This is a genomic window from Vibrio sp. Vf1514 (genome assembly GCF_052076135.1).
Classification (GTDB): Bacteria; Pseudomonadota; Gammaproteobacteria; order Enterobacterales; family Vibrionaceae; genus Vibrio; species Vibrio furnissii.
The window spans coordinates 515,146-536,184 of the sequence record NZ_CP197268.1 but is presented as its reverse complement, the minus strand read 5'-3'; the positions used below and the strand labels follow the sequence as shown (position 1 = coordinate 536,184).

Below are 21,039 nucleotides of genomic sequence, written 5' to 3'. Positions count from 1 at the left end.
GCTTTGTTATGTAGCCTGCCTTTCAGATTCAATTTACCACCCAAGAGAAGCTGAACAAGAAGCGAATCTTGCCGCCCCCTAATTACCTGAAATGGTTCACGAACTTTGACAGACAAAAAGACCAGCGTCTGTGGATTCAAATCGACCAGCGCCAAATATCGCTTTTGTGTAAGGAAGACCTAACGAACGGAACCGACATTGCACACAGACGTTTCGATAACATAATGCTCGCCACACTTTGCGCCAACCTAACCATCTACGCGCCGTTGGCCAAAGACAACTAGATATAAACACCAAGATTGATAAAGCTACATAACGCCGCATTAAGGGGCAGCCAACGCTACTACCAACTCACCGCATAACAGCGGAATCACAAAAACTCACGCATAATAAAAATGCCACGCGTTGGCTGTCCCTCTTAAATGCTTTGTTAGGTTTTGGACTTCAAGATTGCATGTAGTTCATTTACATACCTACAAACTACCGGCTCTAACCGCTCAAAAGAAGCAGTTAAGTCTGTTAACTCTTCACCACATTGACCATGTTCTGGATAATTTTCTGCTAACTGTTGACTAATTACACCTTCATGTTTAATGGCATTATTTATCAACCGCAACTCGTTTACTGCATCGAACTCCGGCAGATTTTTTACCTCTTGTGGCAATAATTTCACTAGTACATCCCAATTAGAGGCTTTTCTTGCGCTATCTGTAAGATTGAAAAATCTCACCAGTTCTTTGTGCTTAAGTTCAAGCTTCTTATAAAGAGCCAAAATGCACAACTCGCTAGCCAAGTCGACAACACTAAACATATAAATTGCATCATCTTCAATCCATGAACTGTGCATATGCTTATGTTCTTTAGACATAAATTGCATGTCGTCGTGTACAGCACGTGCTTGATCAATTTTCGAAAACTCGTTGTCCACAGCACTGGAAAAAATTTTCCTAAAGGAGTGGATAATCTCTGTATCTAGAGTGGATATATACTGCTCAACCAAATCCTCAAAAGATGAACTCAACTTACTCTCCTTAAAAACCTAACGCCGCGTTAAGGCGTGACGTAATGCGTGCCATACTGTGAGCGAAGCGAAACTGGCACGCGTTGCGGAATCGCTCTTGAACGCTTTGTTATAACTCAGTTCCCGCCAAACTAATTCTATTCGCCAAGCTTAAGGAAAGATCTATATAAGCCTCAATAGGCATCCCATGAAGATTAAAATCTCGATCATGTGCCGCCTTGTTTCTTAACACTCTGAGCTGATTAAACATTTTGACTTCATTTTTGGTCAATGCTAATTCGGACAACTGTCTTTGCATACTTAAAGGTGATTTACCACCGTGTTCGGACTGTTCTGCTGATAATTTGGATATCGTAGACGCGGATGCATGCTCTATTTCCCGAAATGCTTCTAGTACTGCCGAGCGTGGAGAAATATCAGCTAATTTCAACAAGAAATTATACCGCTCCTGAACTTCGTTAGTTACGGGGGCCTCTGGTTGATTATTGCCTTCAGCTTCTTGTTCTCGGACTAGCTTACTTACGCCTTCTGCGAACTCTAACTCCGTATCTTTATGCTTTAGCTTTTTAATTCGAGGTAGCAACTCCGATATTTTATCTTTCAGTTGAAAAGCGATTACTGCTACGACTAAAGGCCAAGCTACTGCCTTTACGATTTCAACTGTGAATGTTTTCCAATCCAACTTAATACCTTCCTCGAAATAGACAATGAGTTATAACGCCCTGTTAAGGGGTGAGCAACGCAATACCAAAGCCGCCGCATACCACCTTAAACACTAAAACCAACGCATAGTAAAAATGCCACGCGTTGCGAATCCCTCTTGAACAGTTTGTTATGTGCGTGCTAATTGAGGTACTTTTGCCAATGCTGCTGCCCTTTCAAAACTACTCTGTAATCTTCGTAGTCCAATGAGCTGTAGAGCTTTTTAGCTGCAAAATTATCATCACCGACCTCTAATGTGATTTTGAGGTAATCATTATCACTACAATACTGTTCGATACCGTTCAGTTGCGCCTTGCCAACACCCTTACCACGAAAGTTGTCCGACACCATAAAATCATGGATATTCATCACTCTTTGCGCACGATAAGTTGAGAACGATTCAAAGCAAACTGCAAAACCAGCAGGCTTATTGTCGACAAAACTGATAAATCCGTGGAAATAAGGCAACGCAAATAGCTGAGCAATTACTGAGAGATCTAGTTCAACTGAGAATCCAGACAGATACTCTTTGAACAGAGTCTCGAATATACTTTTGTCCTCAATGCTTTCTGTTTCAATACGCCTGATTGTGATTTCCATATTCATTTCCACCAAAGCACATAACGCCGCGTTAAGGGGCGAATGCCGCATAAACCAACTTTCCGCAAACCGCTTTCACCACCAAAACTCACCGCAAACCAAAAATGCCACGCGGCATGAGTCCCGCTTGAACGCTTTGTTATATAGCCTGCCTTTCAGCTTCAATTTACCACCTAGGAAAAGCCGAAAAAGCAACAAATCTTACCGCAGCCAAATTACCTGAAATGGTTCACGAAATTGGGTAGGCAAAACGGCCAGCGCCCTTGGATTCAAATCTACCAGCAACAAAGATCCGCTTTTGTGTTGGGAAAACCTAACGAACAGAACCGACATTGCACGCAGACATTTCGATAACATAATGCTCGCCACACCTTGCGCCAAACGAACCGTCTACGCGCCGTTGGCCAAAGACGACTGGATATAAACACCAAAATTCATAAAGCTATATAACGCCCTGTTAAGGGGTGAGCAACGCAATACCAAAGCCGCCGCATACCACCTTAAACACTAAAACCAACGCATAGTAAAAATGCCACGCGTTGCGAATCCCTCTTGAACAGTTTGTTATGTGCGTGCTAATTGAGGTACTTTTGCCAATGCTGCTGCCCTTTCAAAACTACTCTGTAATCTTCGTAGTCCAATGAGCTGTAGAGCTTTTTAGCTGCAAAATTATCATCACCGACCTCTAATGTGATTTTGAGGTAATCATTATCACTACAATACTGTTCGATACCGTTCAGTTGCGCCTTGCCAACACCCTTACCACGAAAGTTGTCCGACACCATAAAATCATGGATATTCATCACTCTTTGCGCACGATAAGTTGAGAACGATTCAAAGCAAACTGCAAAACCAGCAGGCTTATTGTCGACAAAACTGATAAATCCGTGGAAATAAGGCAACGCAAATAGCTGAGCAATTACTGAGAGATCTAGTTCAACTGAGAATCCAGACAGATACTCTTTGAACAGAGTCTCGAATATACTTTTGTCCTCAATGCTTTCTGTTTCAATACGCCTGATTGTGATTTCCATATTCATTTCCACCAAAGCACATAACGCCGCGTTAAGTAGTGAGCAACGCTACCACCTGACCCAAACCACTGCACTTTAAACACAAAAGCCAGTTTAAACTGAGAATGCCACGCGTTGCGAATCTGCCTTAAACGCTTTGTTATGAGTCAACTCGAAGCGACAGAGAAAGGAAGTTTTCATCGCTTTCAGTCACCTCATATCCAAGAGATTTATAAAACCTTACCGCTGACTCATTTCGAGTAAAGCTTGATAAGGTTACGTAACTACGCCCTTGCTCTCGCGCTATTTCTTGAACCATATTCATGACCCTTTCACCCAGTTTTTGATTTTGAAATTCTGGAAACACAATAAGTAAATGTACATGAAATGCATTGTCGTAAGGCTTGAAGCATAGCATTCCAACTTGTGTGTTATTGAGATAAACCCAATGAAACCAATGCGGCTCATAGTCACTTTTTAAACGATTGGCCTGAAACTCGTCACACCAACCAAAGACGGCATCGACATGCGAATAAATCCCCTGTTTCACAACAGAAAATAGACTTTCAAACTCATCACTTTCTATTTGTATTAATTGAATATCCATATGCCTCATAACGCCGCGTTAAGGGGTGAATGCCGTATAAACCAACCTTCCGCAGACCACTTTCATCACAAAAATTCAACGCATACCAAAAATGCCACGCGGCATGAGTCCCGCTTGAACGCTTTGTTAGCTGATAGATTTGAAGAAATCAGCCATTAAGTTGCCCATTAAGGAAAATGGTATAGGCTTTATGCCTTCAATAAAGTATTGACCAAAAGACTTCCTTTCACTGTCAGCAAACTTTGGAACAGAATTTAGTGCATTTAAGCCTTTTTGTGTAAGAACTATGTGGCATACGCCACTTAGTAACTCATGTTCGACAATTATAAATCGTTCTTGGTTTAACCACTTTATGGTTGCATGGCAAGTGGTAAACAAAGCCCTATCTGTTAGATCACTATCTTCGCCATCTGTGAAATAATCTCTAACTCGTGTTGCAATCAGATTCGGATCTACGCTTGCAGTATTCGGAAAATGTTCCAAGCTAGTGTGCATGATTTCTAGCGCAGCGCAGTTAAATATATCTAAGTTTCTCATTTTCTATCTTCTTTCAGCTAACGCCGCGTTAAGGGGTGAATGCCGCATAAACCAACTTTCCGCAGACAGCTTTCACAACCAAAGCTCACCGCAAACCAAAAATGCCACGCGGCATGAGTCCCGCTTGAACGCTTTGTTATATAGCCTGCCTTTCAGCTTCAATTTACCACCCAAGAAAAGCTGAACAAGCAGCAAATCTTGCTGCAGCCAAATTACCTGAAATGGTTCACGAAATTGGGTAGGCAAAACGGCCAGCGCCCTTGGATTCAAATCGACCAGCGACAAAGATCGCTTTTGTGCTGGGAGAACCTAACGAACGGAACCGACATTGCACGCAGACATTTCGATAACATAATGCTCGCCACACCTTGCGCCAAACGAACCGTCTACGCACCGTTGGCCAAAGACGACTGAATATAAACACCAAAATTCATAAAGCTATATAACGCCGCGTTAAGGGGCGAATGCCGCAAAACCAACCTTCCGCAAACCGCTTTCACCACAAAAATCACTGCAAACCAAAAATGCCACGCGGCATGAGTCCCGCTTGAACGCTTTGTTATGTAGCCTGCCTTTCAGCTTCAATTTACCATCCAAGAAAAGCCGAACAAGCAGCGAACCTTGCCGCAGCCAAATTACCTGAAGTGGTTCACGAAATTGAGTAGACAAAAAGACCAGCGCCCGTAGATTCAAATTGACCAGCAACAAAGATCGCTTTTGCGTAGGGAGAACCTAACGAACGGAACCGACATTGCACACAGACGTTTCGATAACATAATGCTCGCCACACCTAGCGATAGATGAACTATCCGCGAACCATTTGCCAAAGACAACTGGATATAAACACCAATATTTATAAAGCTACATAACGCCGCATTAAGGTGTGAGCAACGCTAACACAAAACTAAACCAAAGCACCTTAAACACAAAACCCAACGATGGAATGAAAAATGCCAAGCGTTGGGAATCACTCTTAAATGCTTTGTTATGTTCATTTTCTAGGATTGGAATAAAGCTGAGAATCTTGCTGACCATTGTTTAGCATATTCGTAGTTACCAACCGACACTTGAATTAGAGGTGTATCAGGGTCGCTAATCGTGAACTCTAATTTGTTATTGATTAGTGAGTGCTTGTGTCTCCCGTTAACTGTTTTATTCTGTTCTGTATATGTATGCTGCCAGCTGATCACTTTACTAAATTCAATTTTTTTACTAACTTCCACACCTACAAATGCGAGCATTTGGTTAGATTTATCAACTAAGACAACATAAGGTCTACCAACCATCTTATAATCTTCAGAGAAACCTTCACTTTTAAGAGTTTCAATCAATGCTGCACGCTTTTTACGCGCCTTTAATTCTGATGAAATAATAAACACGACTAAAATAACAACGCCTAAGCCCACTAACCATTCCATTTGTAACCTCCAATACATGAACATTTATACACTTCACTAGAACTAAGCCTAAAGTACTAATATCAATACAGAAACTAAAGCTTATATAGGACGCAACTCAATGCTTTCATTAGAAATTGTGAGGATATTCAAAGTACTAGGTGAACATAACGCCGCATTAAGGTGTGAGCGGCGCTTGGCTATACTTGAGCGAAGCGAAACTGCCAAGCGTTGCGAATCACTCTTAAATGCTTTGTTAGGCCTCATCCGCGAGGTGCTTCACCCATATTGTTACACATTGATCTTTCAGACGACATAACACACTGCTGTCAATTGCCTTCTCAGGTACATTTGCATTTAGATACTCGTCAATCAGTAAAATTGTTTCTATTGAACAAACTATATGAATCGAAAATAGAAATTGACTCAAGCCACTGTTGAATTGGGGCGTAAGAGTTCTTAGTAACGGCGTCAGCAATGCTTCGCCATTATCATAACTTCCCTTCGTGATATGAGATAGAAACTCACTATCAGACAAGTGAGCCAACCCTGTTAAATCACTATAAATTCTTCGAAGTTTTTCATCTAAATTAGAAATTCTAGGTGTTTGCTTATCTATATACTTATCTTCTAAGATCTTTTTAAGCTGAACCATCGTTTCTATACTTGAACGAAGTAATATACATGATTGAACATAGGAACCTTCAAATATCATTGTTTTAATTGGACTCAAACCCAATGTAAAAACAGATAGGATAGATTCGAATTTTTCTCTGTTGCTAACTCCTGGCAGACCCGAGTTGTTTAAAATTAAATGACCATGACCTTCCCAATCAGTAGTAGTCATTAGCTCGAAATTATTCCATATTGGATGTAAAGTATTACTTACAGCATGAAATACTTCAATGTAAGTCCTATTTAGATCGGAAAGCTCGTGTTCTGATCGAGTTACACATTTATTGCGGGCTTTTTCTTGGCAAATTCCAAGAGTAGTAAATTGTTTTTCCATACATATCCCATAGAGGCCTAACGCCGCGTTAAGGGGCGCAGGCACGCAATACCAAAGCTGCCGCATACCACCCTAATCACCAAAAACCAACGCATAGTAAAAATGCCACGCGTGCCAAGTCCCTCTTTAACGCTTTGTTATAAACCGATTTCGATGAAGTGATCTTTATAAGCCATATTGAGAACTATATTATTAAATACCCACTTGATATGGGAATTTTCACCTCGTCCTTTTTTGGATCTTTTTCGAACGTACCATATACCAAAAAATATATACTCAGCCCCAACTTTAAAGTACTTCAAAAGCCGTGGATCTTTAACTGTAATTTCAGGTGTTGGTTTATTTATGACACCTTGCTCATTCACTTCAATGAATGGAGATTCTAACTTGATTTGATAGTATCGAAATTTTTCTGTTGGTGGGCTAATTTCTTTTATGTGCCCTGATATCGCCAAAGGCGGTGTTGTTTGCTCAGGTTTATAGAATTTCAAAAACTCAAACAAATTACTGACATCAAAGAAGAACTGATTCCAAGGTATTTTGTGCCCCTTAAAATCAAGTGTCACTAAAGAAGAAAGTTCTTCTTTTTCTTCACATAACTCTCTTAGTTCTAGTATCTGTTTTAGTGTGCGCAAATAATTTGTTAAGCGTCCTTTGTTTGAATACTTTTTGTCTTGTTCACCTGCAGATCCCCAACTGGCTCCCTTACGTTTCACCTGATGATCTGTTAACTCCCATAGGGCTTTCAATAGTATGTGTAACCGAAACTCATATTGAGATGCTGAAACGGCTCTGAATACTTCAGAGTCCGATCTTTTAGCAACAAGTTCTAATCTTCCAGATAAATCAAATTTGCAACCTAAGCTATGTTGCTCATATCTCTTTAGTCTAAAACAAGGTGCGATTTCTACCGTTTTTGACTCATACTTCCTGTTATGCCTTTTGACAAAGCTAAGTTCTGCGCTGCACCCATCGATGCAGCAATAAAGTTTACCAAAAGGCTGTTGTTCAAAGCCTAAAGCGGACACCAAAGTGCCATTCGCTCGAATCGCTTCTGGAATTTTGCTACCCACTATTCCTCCATAGGTTTATAACGCCGCGTTAAGGGGCGAATGCCGTACAGACCAACCTCCCGCAGACCACTTTCACCACAACAATCACCGCAAACCAAAAATGCCACGCGGCATGAGTCCCGCTTGAACGCTTTGTTATATAGCCTGCCTTTCAGCTTCAATTTACCACCTAAGAAAAGCCGAACAAGCAACAAATCTTACCGCAGACAAATTACCTGAAATGGTTCACGAACTTTGACAGACAAAAAGACCAGCGTCCGTGGATTCAAATCGGCCAGCAACAAAGATCGCTTTTGTGTAGAGAAAATCTAACGAACAGAACCGACATTGCACGTAGACGTTTCGATAACATAATGCTCGCCACACCTTGCGCTAAACGAACTGTCCACGAACCATTTGCCAAAGACAACTGGATATAAACACCAAAATTTATAAAGCTATATAACGCCCGCTTAAGTGGTGAGCAACGCTACCACGACACTCAATTAATACACCGTAAACACAAAAGCTAAATCAAACCAAAACCGCCGAGCGTTGCGAATCCGTCTTAAAGCGTTTGTTATGGCTTTGGACTTGAAAGGTACTCTGCAGCAACCCAACCTTTAGCCCCATTACCTTTAATAAGCACCCAACTGCCACTTGTTTGAATAACCTCAACCTTGTCCCCAGCAACCACTTGATTGATTACCTGTGAGTTAGCCGTTGGTTCAGCTCTTACACGTAAACTTTTAACTTCAACGGTACTAAACGAGGTGACTGTTTCAGGAGGAGAACTAAAAAAGTTAGCTATTAATAAGAAAGCTACAATAGTTAGTAACGTTTTACCTAATAAGGAACTACCTTTACCAGTGTTTGACGAGACTTCCTTTGTATTACTGCTACCCGTTAAATTCTGACTATATGAAAGACCGGAACCGGGAATTCCTACCGTTGTTTTCACTCCCTTTTTGCCAACATTCACCGTAGCACCCGGCTTTCCGATTGAGGTGCTAACACCACTTTTACTAACGTTAACATGAAGTCCTGGTGCAATTTTTATACGTTTCCGAAATTTGAATCCCATAATTCCCTCTCGACAGCCAAACGTTGAATATCGTGTGAGCCATAACGCCGCGTTAAGGGGTGAATGCCGCATAAACCAACCTTCCGCAGACCACTTTCACCACAAAAACTCAACGCATACCAAAAATGCCACGCGGCATGAGTCCCGCTTGAACGCTTTGTTATATAGCCTTCCTTCCAGCTTCAATTTTCCACCCAAGAAAAGCCGAACAAGCAACAAATCTTACCGCAGACAAATTACCTGAAATGGTTCACGAACTTGGGCAGACAAAAAGGCCAGCGACCGTGGATTCAAATCGACCAGCGACAAAGGTCGCTTTTAAGCAGAGAAAACCTAACGAACGGAACCGACATTGCACACAGACGTTTCGATAATATAATGCTCGCCACACTTTGCGATAGATGAACTATCCGCGAACCATTTGCCTAAGACAACTAGATATAAACACCAAAATTTATAAAGCTACATAACAATTATTATACAGACAGCTTCACCCCGAACTTGTCTATATAAGTTACTCTTTCCAAACTTCACAAACCATGCGTAACTCCCAACAAACCAAGCATGAGAGAAGTTTGATTTTGGATTGCACAAGTCACGAAATGCTGCCTTTGTCTATTTAATATCCTTTCCGCGTCGGCTTACAATAAACTGTATATTAAAACAGTATTCGAGATAAAGATGAAATCACCGTTTTTGACCAGTTTGACTGAGTTCATGCAAGTACGTCACTACGCGCGTAAAACGATTGAAAGTTATTTGTACTGGGTGGTTCAATACATTCGTTTTCATGGTAACCAACATCCAAACAAACTTGGTAACCGCGATGTCGAAGCCTTCTTGTCAGATCTAGTGGTCAGCAAACAAGTTGCGGCATCGACCCAAAACTTAGCGTTGAACGCTTTGGTATTTCTCTATAAAGAGTTTTTGAAAAAGCCGCTCGACATCGATTTGCGCTTCCGCCATTCGAAAAAGCAGCGGAAACTGCCAGTTGTTCTCACACCAACGGAGATCAAAAAGCTGTTCGCGGCCATTCCAGCGCAGACACTACTGCCTTATCAATTGATGTATGGTTCCGGGTTACGTTTGATGGAAACCATCAGATTACGAGTTAAAGATATTGATTTCGACTATGGTGCCATCAGGGTTTGGCAAAGTAAGGGCGGAAAGAGCCGCATCGTCACACTGGCGAAAGAGCTTCATCCCCTACTTCGCTTCCAAATCGAGACCGTGAAGCATTTATATACTCAAGATCAACTGAACCCAAATTATGATGGCGTCCAAATGCCAAACCGACTCGCCGAGAAATATCCGTCTGCGTCGAAGAGCTTGGAATGGCAATTCCTCTTTCCAGCCAAACAGTTGTGTCGATATGGCGACGAGCCGGCTTGGTATCGCCATCATCTACATGAAACCACGCTGCAAAAGACGATAATCAAAGCTCGTTTTACTGCTGAAATTGCGAAGCCGTTGTCGTGTCATACCTTACGACACTCATTTGCCACACACTTACTCGAAGCGGGGGCCGACATTCGAACCGTGCAAGAGCAACTGGGCCATTCTGATGTCAAAACAACACAAATTTACACGCATGTGATCGAACGCGGGGCCAGCGGCGTCAGAAGTCCATTATCCAACTTGTTCATTGGCAACACATCGCCCAATGTTTAACGGCATGATTAACGGTATACTTGATGGTATGACTGCTTGATTTTAGGCACGCTACCGCCACACCTTGTCCGGAGCCAAAGCCATACAGTTGCAATTACCTGCATAGTGTATCTCACAATACCGACCTCAATCCTGCGGTAACTTAACGAAAAGCGATGCAACCTAAAATTAGATGATTGCATACGCTAAACGTCCATTGGCGGTTTGAGCCGCGACGTTGAATATTTGAGGCGTATAACTAATCGCGCATGAATACACCCGCTCAAATCGACCTGCTTTCACTCAATGACGTCATCACAATCTCGCGTTGTACACCCGATTCTTGGGCAAACGTTGCGTCATGGCTAATCAGAATAAAGCCGCCGGCGTAGTGTTGTAGCGCTTGTGCTAGCATGTGTTTGGAATCAAGGTCGAGATGGTTATCCGGCTCATCCAACAACAGAAATGGTTGCGTGGGCTGATGGCTGGCAATGAGCATCGTGAGTTTCATCTTCTCGCCACCACTCAGTACATTGCCTTGACAAAAGACACGATCATGACGAAAGCCGATGCCGGCCAACACGGTACGCGCATCACCTTCTTTCATTCCCGCGCACTGTTGCAGCAGATTGTCTAACACCGATAACTCGTCTCGAACTGCGCCAAAATGTTGGTCGAGGTAATACAACGCGGTATTTAATCGCAACTCACCGCTTGCCAGCGGGAGGTCACCCAATAAGGTTTTGAGTAACGTGGATTTGCCGCAACCATTGCGGCCAGTCAGGTGAACTTTGTCGTTCGCATGCAGCGTAAATGTTTGAGGGGGCACGTTGCCAAACATCAACTCGGCGCCGATAAGCGTGATCACATTGCGGGGTTGTGGCGAATGTCCTGTCAAATAGAGTATTTGGCCTTTCAGTTGCTCCTTTCGCGCCTGTAACCGTTGCGCTTTGGCGTGCAAATCGCTTTGCCGTCGCTCTTCATTCTGGCGGCGATTGGCCGCTCGCGCTGTTGCTTTATCTTTTTTACCATCGAGCAAAATGGTGGCCTGACTGCCCGCTTTGCGCAATTTGTTTCCTTGCGCGGCTCGTTGCTCTGCCTTTTCGCGATTCCGCTGTGCCTGCGCTTCGAGTTGTTTTTGCTGCTTGCTCACGCAAGCCAACTGACGCTCAACCGCCTGCACCTCACTACGCTTTTGCTCGGCATACTTCTCGTAATGACCGCCGAACACGCGCAAGCCAAGGCCAGACAATTCCCAGATTTCGTCCATATCACGCAGCAACTGACGGTCGTGACTAATAAGCAATATGGCGCCCGAAAATGTTCGCATGGTATCCACCAGCCACTGCTTGGCTTGAGTGTCGAGGTGGTTCGATGGCTCATCAAGGATCAGCAGCGCTGCGTCGCTCGTGAGCAGTTGCCACAATTGAAGCCGAGCAAGTTGCCCACCACTGAGTTTGGCGCATAAAAAGGCTGGATCGGGTGGCAAGTTCATGGCAACCAGTTGTTGGTTCAGTTTCGCAGGCAGGTCCCACGCATCTCCCACGAGATCAAACCCATGTTGAGAGCAATCACCCGATTCAATTCGTTTGAGCGCATCAAGAACGGCTTGCAACCCGAGAAACTCCGCAATCGTGCAAGTGCCTGATCGTAATTCAGACGGCAGTTGACGATAAAACGCGACCGAATTGGGCCGTACGACGTGGCCCGTTGAAGGTTGACGTTCACCGCATAGTAAAGCAGCGAGCAACGATTTCCCTACGCCATTTCGCCCGACCAACCCCACACGGCGTTGAGTCATAGAACACGAGATGGATTGAAACAGCGTGTCGCCGTTATCGAATTGATAGCTAATTTGAGTGGCTTGTAAAAATGGCATCGTTTGCCTCCTGTGTGACAGGGGCAATAGCCGTAGCGGAATGCGGTTGAACACATCAATCGATGCGCGCAATGACAAGCAATGTCGGAAAGTGAGCTACGCCTACTAACCCTGTGTATCCAAAAAATAAAATCAAACATGGATGACAGGTTTAGTTGTTCATATTGGCGTAAACTCCGAAAGAAATGATGGCGAAACCTTAACCAACTTGCCGTCATTGCGTCAAGTTGATTTTCGTGCCTATCGATTGAAAGCCGATACCATCGTGCCCTTAATCGGCTCGTTCGATAGTGACACTCATTGAGCCGTTACTGGTCAAGCGATCCAGGCCACCATCCAGTTGACCTAAATTGATCAGTCCGGAAGCATAACCAAAGTCTTTGTAGAATATGACTAAGTTTCCCCACGGCGCGTAATAAGCAATGTCACCAGCTTTAGATGCGGTGCCCGATGGCGCGCCTTGGGTGGTGAGTTTACGGGGCAAATCGGCAATTTTCTCCGTACGCGCGTAATCTTCCAGTTCAAAGGTCAACGGCAGTTGACGAAGGAAATCCTGCGTCGAGGGTGAATCGTTGAGTGTTGCGGTCACGGTGCGATCGTCAAACACGAAACGGATCTTCATGGTGTGTTATCCTTGGCCGAGCGCAATGTTCGCGCTCGCCATTTTGATTGTCAATGTACTGAGTAGAAACAACCCAAATCGCAATAAACGTGAGCGTTTTCTCATTCAATGTCACCTAGTTCAATTGGCTGATCACCGCGCGCAGTCGGTTCAGTCCATCCATCAATTGCTCACGTGGGCAGGCCATATTGAGGCGCAAATACCCCTCACCGGCGTCGCCATACACCGTGCCCGCATTGAGCATCAGTTTACCTTCTCGGCGTAGTCTTTCCGTCAGTTGTGTTGAGCTCATTGCGAGGCTGCGACAATCAATCCACGCTAGGTAAGTCGCTTGTTGCTGAGTCAGTTGAAGCTTCGGTAAATGCGTGGCGATAAAATCGCGTACCAGTTCGTAGTTCTGATGCAAATACCCAGTCAGCGCATCCAACCAAGCTTCACTGTCGTTGTAGGCCGCGATCAATGCGGTGACACCAAACGGGTTCACATCACACACTTCGTGAATATTAAGCGCGCGATCCACACGGGCTCTGATACGATCATCCGCTGCGATGATATTGGCGATTTGCAGCCCAGCAATATTGAATGACTTGCTTGGTGAATGAGTCGTGACACTGTGACGCAGAAATGCCTCCCCCAATGCTGCAAACGGTTGATGCGTTTGCCCCGGGAACATCAGGTCGCAATGAATTTCATCACTGATCACCATCACACCATGTTGAAAGCAGATCTCGCCCACTCGTCGTAGCTCTTGCTCACGCCACGCACGGCCAACCGGATTGTGCGGATTACACAAAATCATCGCCGTTACGTGGGGTTGCGCAGCCACTTTCTCCAGATGATCAAAATCCATTTCATAAAAACCATCACGATTAATGAGCGGATTCTCCACCAGCTGGCACTGCATGTTACGCACTGAACTGAAAAAGCAGTTGTACGCAGGCGTTTGCACGATCACACCATCGCCGGGCTGTGTCACTGCTTTTAATATCGCCGATAACGCAGGCACAACACCGGAGGTGTATAAAATCCATTCACGCTGCATCGCAAATCCGTGACGACGTGTAAACCAGTCAATCACCGCCTGAAAATACGCATCTGGTACACTCGCGTACCCAAAGATGCCATGGGCGACTCGGCGTTGCAGCGCATCAATGATGGGCGGAGCGGTGCGAAAATCCATGTCTGCAACCCACATCGGTAACACCGATTCATCATGGGGACTGTCCCATTTAGCGCTACCGGTGTGATGTCGATTGATGATGGTATCAAAATCGAATGTGCTCATTACGCGCCTGCCTTGGTTTGCGTTTCGATAATACACGCCTTTGGATCGCGGCTATGTTCATCAATGATGATTTCGCCGATCGAACGTGCTTTGATGTAACCCGACAAAGGGTTCTTCACGCTCATCATGTCAGAAACGATCTCCGCGTGCAGCGTGGCATACTCAAAACAGAGATCAGTCTCTTCCATCACGCAGTTTTCCATCACCAAATCCTGCGCATAACATAAAGGTTGTTCACCGCGAATGGTGCAATTCACCAAGCGCAGATTTTTCGAATGCCAGCCCAAGTACTCACCATCAAGCACACTGTCGTACACCGTGATGTTTTCAGAACCCCAGAATGCATCTTTTGAATCCAGATATGCGTTACGAATCGTGACGTTTTTGGCATCTTGGAATGAGTAGTTGCCCTGCAATTTAAAACCGTCGATCTCGACATTTTCACAGTTCATGAACACGTAATCGGCGCCACGCATTTCAACATTGTTGAGTGTCACATCATTGCACATCCACAACGTTTCACCGGCATTGGGGAAGCGCGAGTTTTCGATATGTAAATGGGAAACGCGACGGAACATTTTAGGCGCTTCCACCACGCAGTTTTTCATAGTCAGATGGTCGGTATACCAAATCGCGGCACGCGCGTAGACGGTGAACAGACTTTGTTCCAACAAAACGTGGTTGCTGTGCCAGAATGGGTATTTGCCCATAAATTCGCACTGCATCGCTGTCATGTGGTGGGTGTGCTTCATCGCCGATTCGCCCGGATAGAAACGCACCTTGTGCAAAAAGGTGTTGCTCGCTGCATACAAAGGGCGTTCGCCTTCGTAGAAACGGTCGGAGATTTTCTCTTGAGTCTGAATGACGTTTTTCATAATTAACCTGAGCTTAGCGAGAGTTCGGAAAGAAAAGCGCCAGGCGGATGCTGGCGCTGGGATGTGAATTTAACGCTTACAGTGCGTTGTATTCTTCATCAGAAACGGGAGCGCACCATTCGTTGCTGGCACCTTCCGCTGGGATTTCTACCGCAACATGAGCAAACCAGCTGTCTTTGGCCGCGCCGTGCCAGTGTTTCGTACCCGGTGCAATGTGAACCACATCGCCAGGGTTCAGTTCTTGTGCTGGTTGACCGGCTTCTTGATACCAACCGCGACCACCGGTCGCCAGCAAGATTTGGCCGCCTTTGTGATGAATATGCCAAAAGTTACGGCAACCCGGTTCAAAGGTCACATTGGCCACAACCACCCCCGGGATATTCAGCAAAGCAAGGTAGCTGGTGCCCGTAAAGTAGTCGGCATACGCCACGTTCTCTTCACCAAAATCAAAAATGCCTTTGCCGTTAAAATTGCCGGCTTTCAGTGCTTCTGGGATCAATGTTTTTGCTTCATGACTCATCGTAAACTCCAATCATTCTTTGTTGTGTTCATCGCATCTGCGTGGGATACCGGGTTTAATGTCGTGCCGCGTTGAGCACGTCGGCAGCATTTGCAGCAACCCGTTCTCCGCATGTATCGCGAATCACATCGATAAATTCGTCAAGTTGCTTCGTTGTCACACCATTGTTCATCGCAATGCCATAGTGCGCTTGAAGCTGGGCATTCACGCCACTCATATTCGCCAACGCAGCAATGGTCGCCAATTCGCGCGCTTTCCAACTCAATACATCGCTTTGAAAGATGTCGCCAAACAAGTGAGCTTTCAAATACGCATCAATTGCCGGTGCAAACTCAAACAAGGCGCCCGTGACCGCTTGACCCACCAGTTGCGTTTGATGACGCGTGCCCACGGCCAAGCTGTCGCCTGGAACCATCGCCAAGCCGTCTTCGCCGTTTTCATCCACAATGCTGCGTTGTTTGCGTGATTCCAGCACCGCCATGAACGCCCCTAATCCGTTCAGGCTGCGTGGAAATCCTGCGTATGCATAAAGCTGAACTAAAACGGCTTTGATCGCATTGACCGTCAGCCCCGCATCCAACCCGTGTTCAAGACTGTTTTTGAGGCACTCGATCTGCCCGCTGGCGGTAAACGCCGCGATCGGCAGTATGGCGCGTTCTTGATTTGTTAATGCTTGTTCAGTTGGATGGTTCATCGGCATCTCCGGTATGGCAGGTAAAACACGGCATCGGTTTGCGAGAAGCAACACAAGCGATGTGTGTCTCGCCAAACCGTGAGGCTAATTTACGCCTTCTTCGTGACTTCACGTTAGCCTATTCAACGCTATTTATTGCCCATTCCTCCAATCAATCTTCAAGCCATGGGAAAATGGATGACCGAAAAACCACCGCTACCACAAGAGAGCAATAAACTTAATACGTTGATAAATAATTAAATATTATTGAAAGCATCACGCCTTGACCGAATCAACACGCTAGACAGGTGAGGCATCGCTGGCATTCTGACCGGCCAAGGGGCTTGCCTGATATTCTTTACATGAAGTGATTTGATGTTATAACTACAGCATTCAATTCGCGCCAAAGACCGCCAAGGTCATCTCGGGAGCCGCAATGAAAGAACCCCATTCCATGGCAAAAACTATCGAAACTTTTGCTCGCTAAATCGACAAATGGACTCACAACACCAATCAGTTTGATACGGAAATTCCCGGTGTACGACTGAGCCATTGGAACGCCCCGACACCGCCAACCAGCTACACGCACAAATCAAGTATCTGCTTGATTGCTCAAGGGAAAAAACGAGTCCTACTCGGCGAAGAAAACTTTGTTTACGATGCCAATCATTTTTTGATCTCATCCGTTGATCTCCCCATCATCGCCAATATCATTGAAGCCACAGAAGAGACGCCGTACCTTGGGTTAGTGATGGAAATCGACTTGCATGAGATCTCGCAATTGATCGTCGAAAGCGAACTCGCCTTTCCGCACAGTAAAGCGGCACAAAAAGGCATTGCGGTGGGGGAATTGTCAGAACCCTTATTGGATGCGTTTGTACGCCTGATGGCACTGCAAGACGACCCGGCGAGCATCAAGATTCTCGCGCCAGTGATTAAGCGAGAGATTTTTTATCGCCTGCTCACCTCCGAACAAGGCGCACGTCTCAACCAGATCGTGACCGCGGGCAGCCACAGCCATCAAATTTCTAAAGCGATTGACTGGTTGAAACACAACTTCGTCAAACCGCTCAGCGTCAGTGAGCTGGCCTCTTACACCGGAATGAGCAAGTCAGCGTTTTACACCCACTTTCGTACCATGACATCGATGACACCGCTGCAATTTCAAAAGAAACTACGGTTGAGTGAAGCCCGTCGTTTGATGTTGACTGAAAATCTCGATGCGATGGAGACCACATTCCGCGTCGGCTATGAAAGCCCTTCCCAATTCAGCCGAGAATACAGTCGCCTGTTTGGTGCGCCACCCTCAAAAGACATTAAAGCGCTGCGAGAAGCAGACATCGCCTGACCTCTCGCCTACCGTCAACACGAAGCCGCTGAACAATCAGCGGCTTTTTTGACTCATCTATTCTCCCCAAAAAGCACAGCGAGGCCACCGCTTTTAGAGAGAATGTCAGAGAGACAAGGCGTACAGATTAAGCAATTTTAAAGCGGCTCACCAACTCGTTCAGGTGCTCAGCCAGAGTGGCTAGCTCTTCACTGGAAGCTTTAGTTTGATCCGCCCCCGCCGAGGTCTGCACCGACAGATCTTTAATCTGCACCAAGTTTTCATCCACTTCCCGTGCCACGACAGCTTGCTCTTCAGCAGCACTGGCGACGGTCGCATTCTGGCCGTTGATTTCACTCACCAACACCGAAATTTCTTCGAATGCCACACTGGCATCGTTCGCCACCGTTAAGGTTGAGTTAGCCAGCTCATTGCTGTGTCCCATTTTGCTCACAGTCTGGCGAGTTTCCGAGCTCACGGCGGTAATCATGGTTTCAATATCCGCTGTGGATTGTTGCGTCCGGTGAGCCAGCGCACGCACTTCGTCTGCCACCACAGCAAAGCCACGACCATTTTCTCCGGCGCGCGCCGCTTCAATCGCTGCGTTCAGTGCCAACAAGTTGGTTTGTTCAGCAATGGCACGAATCACGTCCAGCACGGTGCTGATATTGGCTACGTTATCGGAGAGCGCCAACACGCTGTTTTCCGCATCTTGCATGTCCATTTTCAGCAGTTCTAGCGCGCTGATCGTTTCTACGATTTTCGATTTGCCGATCTGCGTTTTATCGTCCATTACTTCCGCGTTCGCACTGGTCGCGCTGGCGGTCCGAGCGACTTCTTCAATCGCCGAAGTCAATTCGCTGACGGCCGTTGCCGCCAGGCTCAATTGATCGCTTTGCTGGGTCACAATCACGGAGGATTGATGCGTCACCACACTCAACTCTTCTGATGTCGCGGCAAGCTGAGTGGAAGAATCGCCGATCATCGACATCGCTTTAGCAAGCTGTTGTTGCATGTCGGCCAATGCGCGCAGCATATCCGCGGCTTCATCGCGGTGTGGATCAGACAGTTGCTGCGTCAGATCTCCCGAAGCGATTCGCTTGGCCACCTCAACGGCATAGCTCAAAGGTACAATCAGGCTGCGGCTGTAAACGTATGCTAGAACAACAATCACCAAAATGGTCAGCGCAATGCCGATGTACACCAGCTTTTGAGCCAGAAGATGACTAAAAACTCATGAATTATCATTTAAAACAAATAGTTAGTATTGATTTTATGTAGAAATTAAACATTAAGCCACCGACGTCTAATGCTAATGATTTCGGTGGCTTAATTTTAGTTTTTGGGAATATTAAATTTGATGAAATTGATGCAACCAATGGAAATCAGTTATCACCAATACTCTCATCAAATCGCGCTTTGCTTTCTAATATTCCGTCGATGACGCCTTTCGGATCTTCACAGTTTTTGGTTAGTTTATTCAAAAAATCAACATCAACACTAGTGTGTCGAACGCCGTTAAAGTAGTAATTAAATTCATTCATAAAAAACTCGACTGATTAACCTGCGCTATAGCGCAGAACACAAAACACTAAATATCAAGACTCAAGACTCAAGACACGAAGGCGGAGCGAAACCCGCGGCCGCTGCTCGTGTGCGAACGAAGAGTGTTGCAGTTCAGCGCCGCTGGTCCAGCATCGGGCGCACCGTCCCAGTAGCCACCACGGATCATGAGGCGCTCGCCATCAAGATTCCAGTAAAAACGACCGCCTAGCACGCTAGTACAAGCAATCGGCTCAATCATCAATTTTTGCAAGCGCTCGTTGCCAGCATAGCCAGATTCTTTCGTCATACTGCCCCAGATCTGGTTTCCTGGGATTAACGTCGATGGCGCAACGTTGGTAAATTGCCCCGCTTCACTAATGTACACACCTGTTGCAGACCACTCTGCCTCTGGTTGTCCTGTATACTCAGCAACGATGAATTGGCCGTCAACCATCTTTATGCCATCAACCCATTCCCATACGTTCCCCACTAAGTCCATTACGCCAAATGGCGTGCCATCATGGCTCCATTCCATAGGGCCACTTCCTGTCAACGTATATGCTGACCCGTTTCTGTCATTTGGCACTCTTCCATCCGCTCTTCTTCCAAATTCGTCAGGATTCGAGTGAGATCGGCCATATTCAGTATTTCCTCTTGGTTGGAATCCACCAGCGATCATATTCCAGCACAGCATTGCCCAAATTTCTTGGCTGATCATGACTGAATTTGAGTTTAGCTCTTCGCTTCTGGCCCTTGCATTGTCCGCATTGATACTAGTCCACGGAGTTTTCCCAGCCTGTGATACTGCTTTACCCCCGCTATTGCTTGCCTCATAAACAGGAACATCAACATATGGCCTTAACGTCAGGTCTTGTCGAATGAAGCAATCAAGCGGCCCTGTGAACGGGCAATCTGTAATGTTCAGATCTTCAAACGTGTGGATTGGAATCCTGCGAACAATTTGTGAATTACCAAAATTATCAATGATGATTGTCCACTTTGACCCAGAAATATTCTCTAAAGCTTGAATATACGCAGCGTTTGAGGCTGCGGTAATCGCTGATGCGGCTGCTTCGCTGGCTGATGTCTGGGCGTCATTTTTATATTGCTCAGCTTCACCGGCTGATGATGCAGCCTCTGCTGCGATTTCTTGCAGTTGGTTAACAAGATCCGGCGTTGGCTCTGTAGACGAAAGAAGGAGCAAGGAAATCAGGTCAATCTCAACTGGAGATCCGTCACCGACTGATACCGTACCTTGCGTAACATACGTGCTGGTGTTCTCGTATTTTATGGCAATCAAATGCTGGCCATAGACAAGCTGGAAGTCATAGCTCCCGCTGGCGTCTGTAACCTCTGATTTGTTGAAACCCTTTGTTGTGCTGCCAAAAGGAATTCTTGAAACAATTCGAATTTCAGCGTTGGCCCCAACGCCTTCGGTTGGGTCTTCCAATGTTCCAACTACTCTGATTGAAGACATTCTTCACTCTCCTGATTATTGTCTGGATGATCCGACGGTTTAATTTTGTTGGCGTCAAGCACTTTGAATATTCTTGCTTGCATTCCAGCAATCAGCTCGTTGGTGAGTCGATTGCCAGCATTAGACAGAAGCATTTCAGTGATTTCTTGTTGTGGTGTTTTCAT

The 21,039-nt window shown here is 45.6% G+C and carries 21 protein-coding genes; 2 read left to right on the top strand and 19 right to left on the bottom strand.

Translation table 11 applies throughout. The features are described from left to right. Positions 1-430: 430 nt before the first annotated feature. The 10 genes from ACS18Q_RS17340 to ACS18Q_RS17295 all read right to left on the bottom strand — a co-directional run bounded on the left by ACS18Q_RS17340 (position 431) and on the right by ACS18Q_RS17295 (position 9,022). Positions 431-1,021, bottom strand: a complete 591-nt coding sequence (locus ACS18Q_RS17340) for a hypothetical protein (protein WP_158108707.1) — start codon at positions 1,019-1,021, stop codon at positions 431-433. Between the two features lie 109 nt (positions 1,022-1,130). Beyond that, a complete protein-coding gene (locus ACS18Q_RS17335) occupies positions 1,131-1,703 on the bottom strand; it encodes a hypothetical protein (protein ID WP_441258092.1) in 573 nt (190 codons plus the stop codon). A 161-nt stretch (positions 1,704-1,864) separates the two neighbouring features. Next, the gene (locus tag ACS18Q_RS17330) at positions 1,865-2,323 is read right to left on the bottom strand and encodes a GNAT family N-acetyltransferase (protein WP_062907575.1); all 459 of its coding nucleotides are present in this window, start codon (positions 2,321-2,323) and stop codon (positions 1,865-1,867) included. Between the two features lie 575 nt (positions 2,324-2,898). Continuing rightward, complete coding sequence (locus ACS18Q_RS17325) at positions 2,899-3,357, bottom strand: GNAT family N-acetyltransferase (RefSeq protein WP_062907575.1); 459 nt, start codon at positions 3,355-3,357, stop codon at positions 2,899-2,901. Between the two features lie 139 nt (positions 3,358-3,496). After that, a complete protein-coding gene (locus ACS18Q_RS17320; RefSeq protein ID WP_441258091.1) occupies positions 3,497-3,952 on the bottom strand; it encodes a GNAT family N-acetyltransferase in 456 nt (151 codons plus the stop codon). 117 nt (positions 3,953-4,069) lie between these two features. After that, entirely contained in the window at positions 4,070-4,480 is a 411-nt protein-coding gene (locus tag ACS18Q_RS17315) for a hypothetical protein (protein WP_238849052.1), read from the bottom strand. 998 nt (positions 4,481-5,478) lie between these two features. Further along, entirely contained in the window at positions 5,479-5,898 is a 420-nt protein-coding gene (locus ACS18Q_RS17310) for a hypothetical protein (RefSeq protein WP_441258090.1), read from the bottom strand. A 235-nt stretch (positions 5,899-6,133) separates the two neighbouring features. Beyond that, entirely contained in the window at positions 6,134-6,886 is a 753-nt protein-coding gene (locus tag ACS18Q_RS17305) for a hypothetical protein (RefSeq protein ID WP_441258089.1), read from the bottom strand. A 137-nt stretch (positions 6,887-7,023) separates the two neighbouring features. Further along, complete coding sequence (locus ACS18Q_RS17300) at positions 7,024-7,959, bottom strand: hypothetical protein (protein ID WP_114806963.1); 936 nt, start codon at positions 7,957-7,959, stop codon at positions 7,024-7,026. 559 nt (positions 7,960-8,518) lie between these two features. Then, positions 8,519-9,022: a DUF4236 domain-containing protein gene (locus ACS18Q_RS17295; protein WP_206982408.1), complete on the bottom strand. Its 504-nt coding sequence runs from the start codon at positions 9,020-9,022 to the stop codon at positions 8,519-8,521. Between the two features lie 681 nt (positions 9,023-9,703). On the opposite strand from ACS18Q_RS17295, the gene ACS18Q_RS17290 reads away from it, so the two are divergent. Beyond that, entirely contained in the window at positions 9,704-10,693 is a 990-nt protein-coding gene (locus ACS18Q_RS17290; RefSeq protein ID WP_441258088.1) for an integron integrase, read from the top strand. Positions 10,694-10,955: 262 nt separating this feature from the next. On the opposite strand, the gene ACS18Q_RS17285 is transcribed toward ACS18Q_RS17290, so the two are convergent. The 6 genes from ACS18Q_RS17285 to ACS18Q_RS17260 all read right to left on the bottom strand — a co-directional run bounded on the left by ACS18Q_RS17285 (position 10,956) and on the right by ACS18Q_RS17260 (position 16,547). After that, a complete protein-coding gene (locus ACS18Q_RS17285; protein WP_441258087.1) occupies positions 10,956-12,551 on the bottom strand; it encodes an ABC-F family ATP-binding cassette domain-containing protein in 1,596 nt (531 codons plus the stop codon). 271 nt (positions 12,552-12,822) lie between these two features. Then, positions 12,823-13,173 carry a cyclophilin-like fold protein gene (locus ACS18Q_RS17280; protein ID WP_143680072.1) on the bottom strand — a complete coding sequence of 117 codons (351 nt, stop codon included), beginning with the start codon at positions 13,171-13,173 and terminating at the stop codon, positions 12,823-12,825. Between the two features lie 115 nt (positions 13,174-13,288). Beyond that, positions 13,289-14,458 (bottom strand): MalY/PatB family protein, encoded by a 1,170-nt coding sequence (locus tag ACS18Q_RS17275; RefSeq protein ID WP_441258086.1) that lies wholly within the window; start codon positions 14,456-14,458, stop codon positions 13,289-13,291. Beyond that, on the bottom strand, positions 14,458-15,333 hold the full coding sequence (locus ACS18Q_RS17270; protein WP_441258085.1) for a DUF3737 family protein: 876 nt from the start codon (positions 15,331-15,333) through the stop codon (positions 14,458-14,460). Before ACS18Q_RS17270 ends, ACS18Q_RS17275 begins: the two co-directional genes overlap by 1 nt. Positions 15,334-15,409: 76 nt before the next feature. After that, positions 15,410-15,853, bottom strand: coding sequence for a cupin domain-containing protein (locus tag ACS18Q_RS17265; protein ID WP_004727921.1), 444 nt, complete (start codon positions 15,851-15,853; stop codon positions 15,410-15,412). 55 nt (positions 15,854-15,908) lie between these two features. Continuing rightward, complete coding sequence (locus ACS18Q_RS17260; protein ID WP_014258222.1) at positions 15,909-16,547, bottom strand: carboxymuconolactone decarboxylase family protein; 639 nt, start codon at positions 16,545-16,547, stop codon at positions 15,909-15,911. 466 nt (positions 16,548-17,013) lie between these two features. On the opposite strand from ACS18Q_RS17260, the gene ACS18Q_RS17255 reads away from it, so the two are divergent. Then, the gene (locus ACS18Q_RS17255; protein ID WP_441258213.1) at positions 17,014-17,874 is read left to right on the top strand and encodes an AraC family transcriptional regulator N-terminal domain-containing protein; all 861 of its coding nucleotides are present in this window, start codon (positions 17,014-17,016) and stop codon (positions 17,872-17,874) included. Between the two features lie 127 nt (positions 17,875-18,001). Here the strand turns inward: ACS18Q_RS17255 and ACS18Q_RS17250 are convergent, their stop codons facing one another. The 3 genes from ACS18Q_RS17250 to ACS18Q_RS17240 form a co-directional block, all read right to left on the bottom strand. Beyond that, on the bottom strand, positions 18,002-19,057 hold the full coding sequence (locus ACS18Q_RS17250) for a methyl-accepting chemotaxis protein (RefSeq protein ID WP_238770945.1): 1,056 nt from the start codon (positions 19,055-19,057) through the stop codon (positions 18,002-18,004). Between the two features lie 408 nt (positions 19,058-19,465). Beyond that, entirely contained in the window at positions 19,466-20,875 is a 1,410-nt protein-coding gene (locus tag ACS18Q_RS17245; protein ID WP_441258084.1) for a hypothetical protein, read from the bottom strand. Beyond that, the gene (locus tag ACS18Q_RS17240; RefSeq protein WP_148497416.1) at positions 20,857-21,039 is read right to left on the bottom strand and encodes a hypothetical protein; all 183 of its coding nucleotides are present in this window, start codon (positions 21,037-21,039) and stop codon (positions 20,857-20,859) included. The genes ACS18Q_RS17245 and ACS18Q_RS17240 overlap by 19 nt, the downstream gene beginning before the upstream one ends.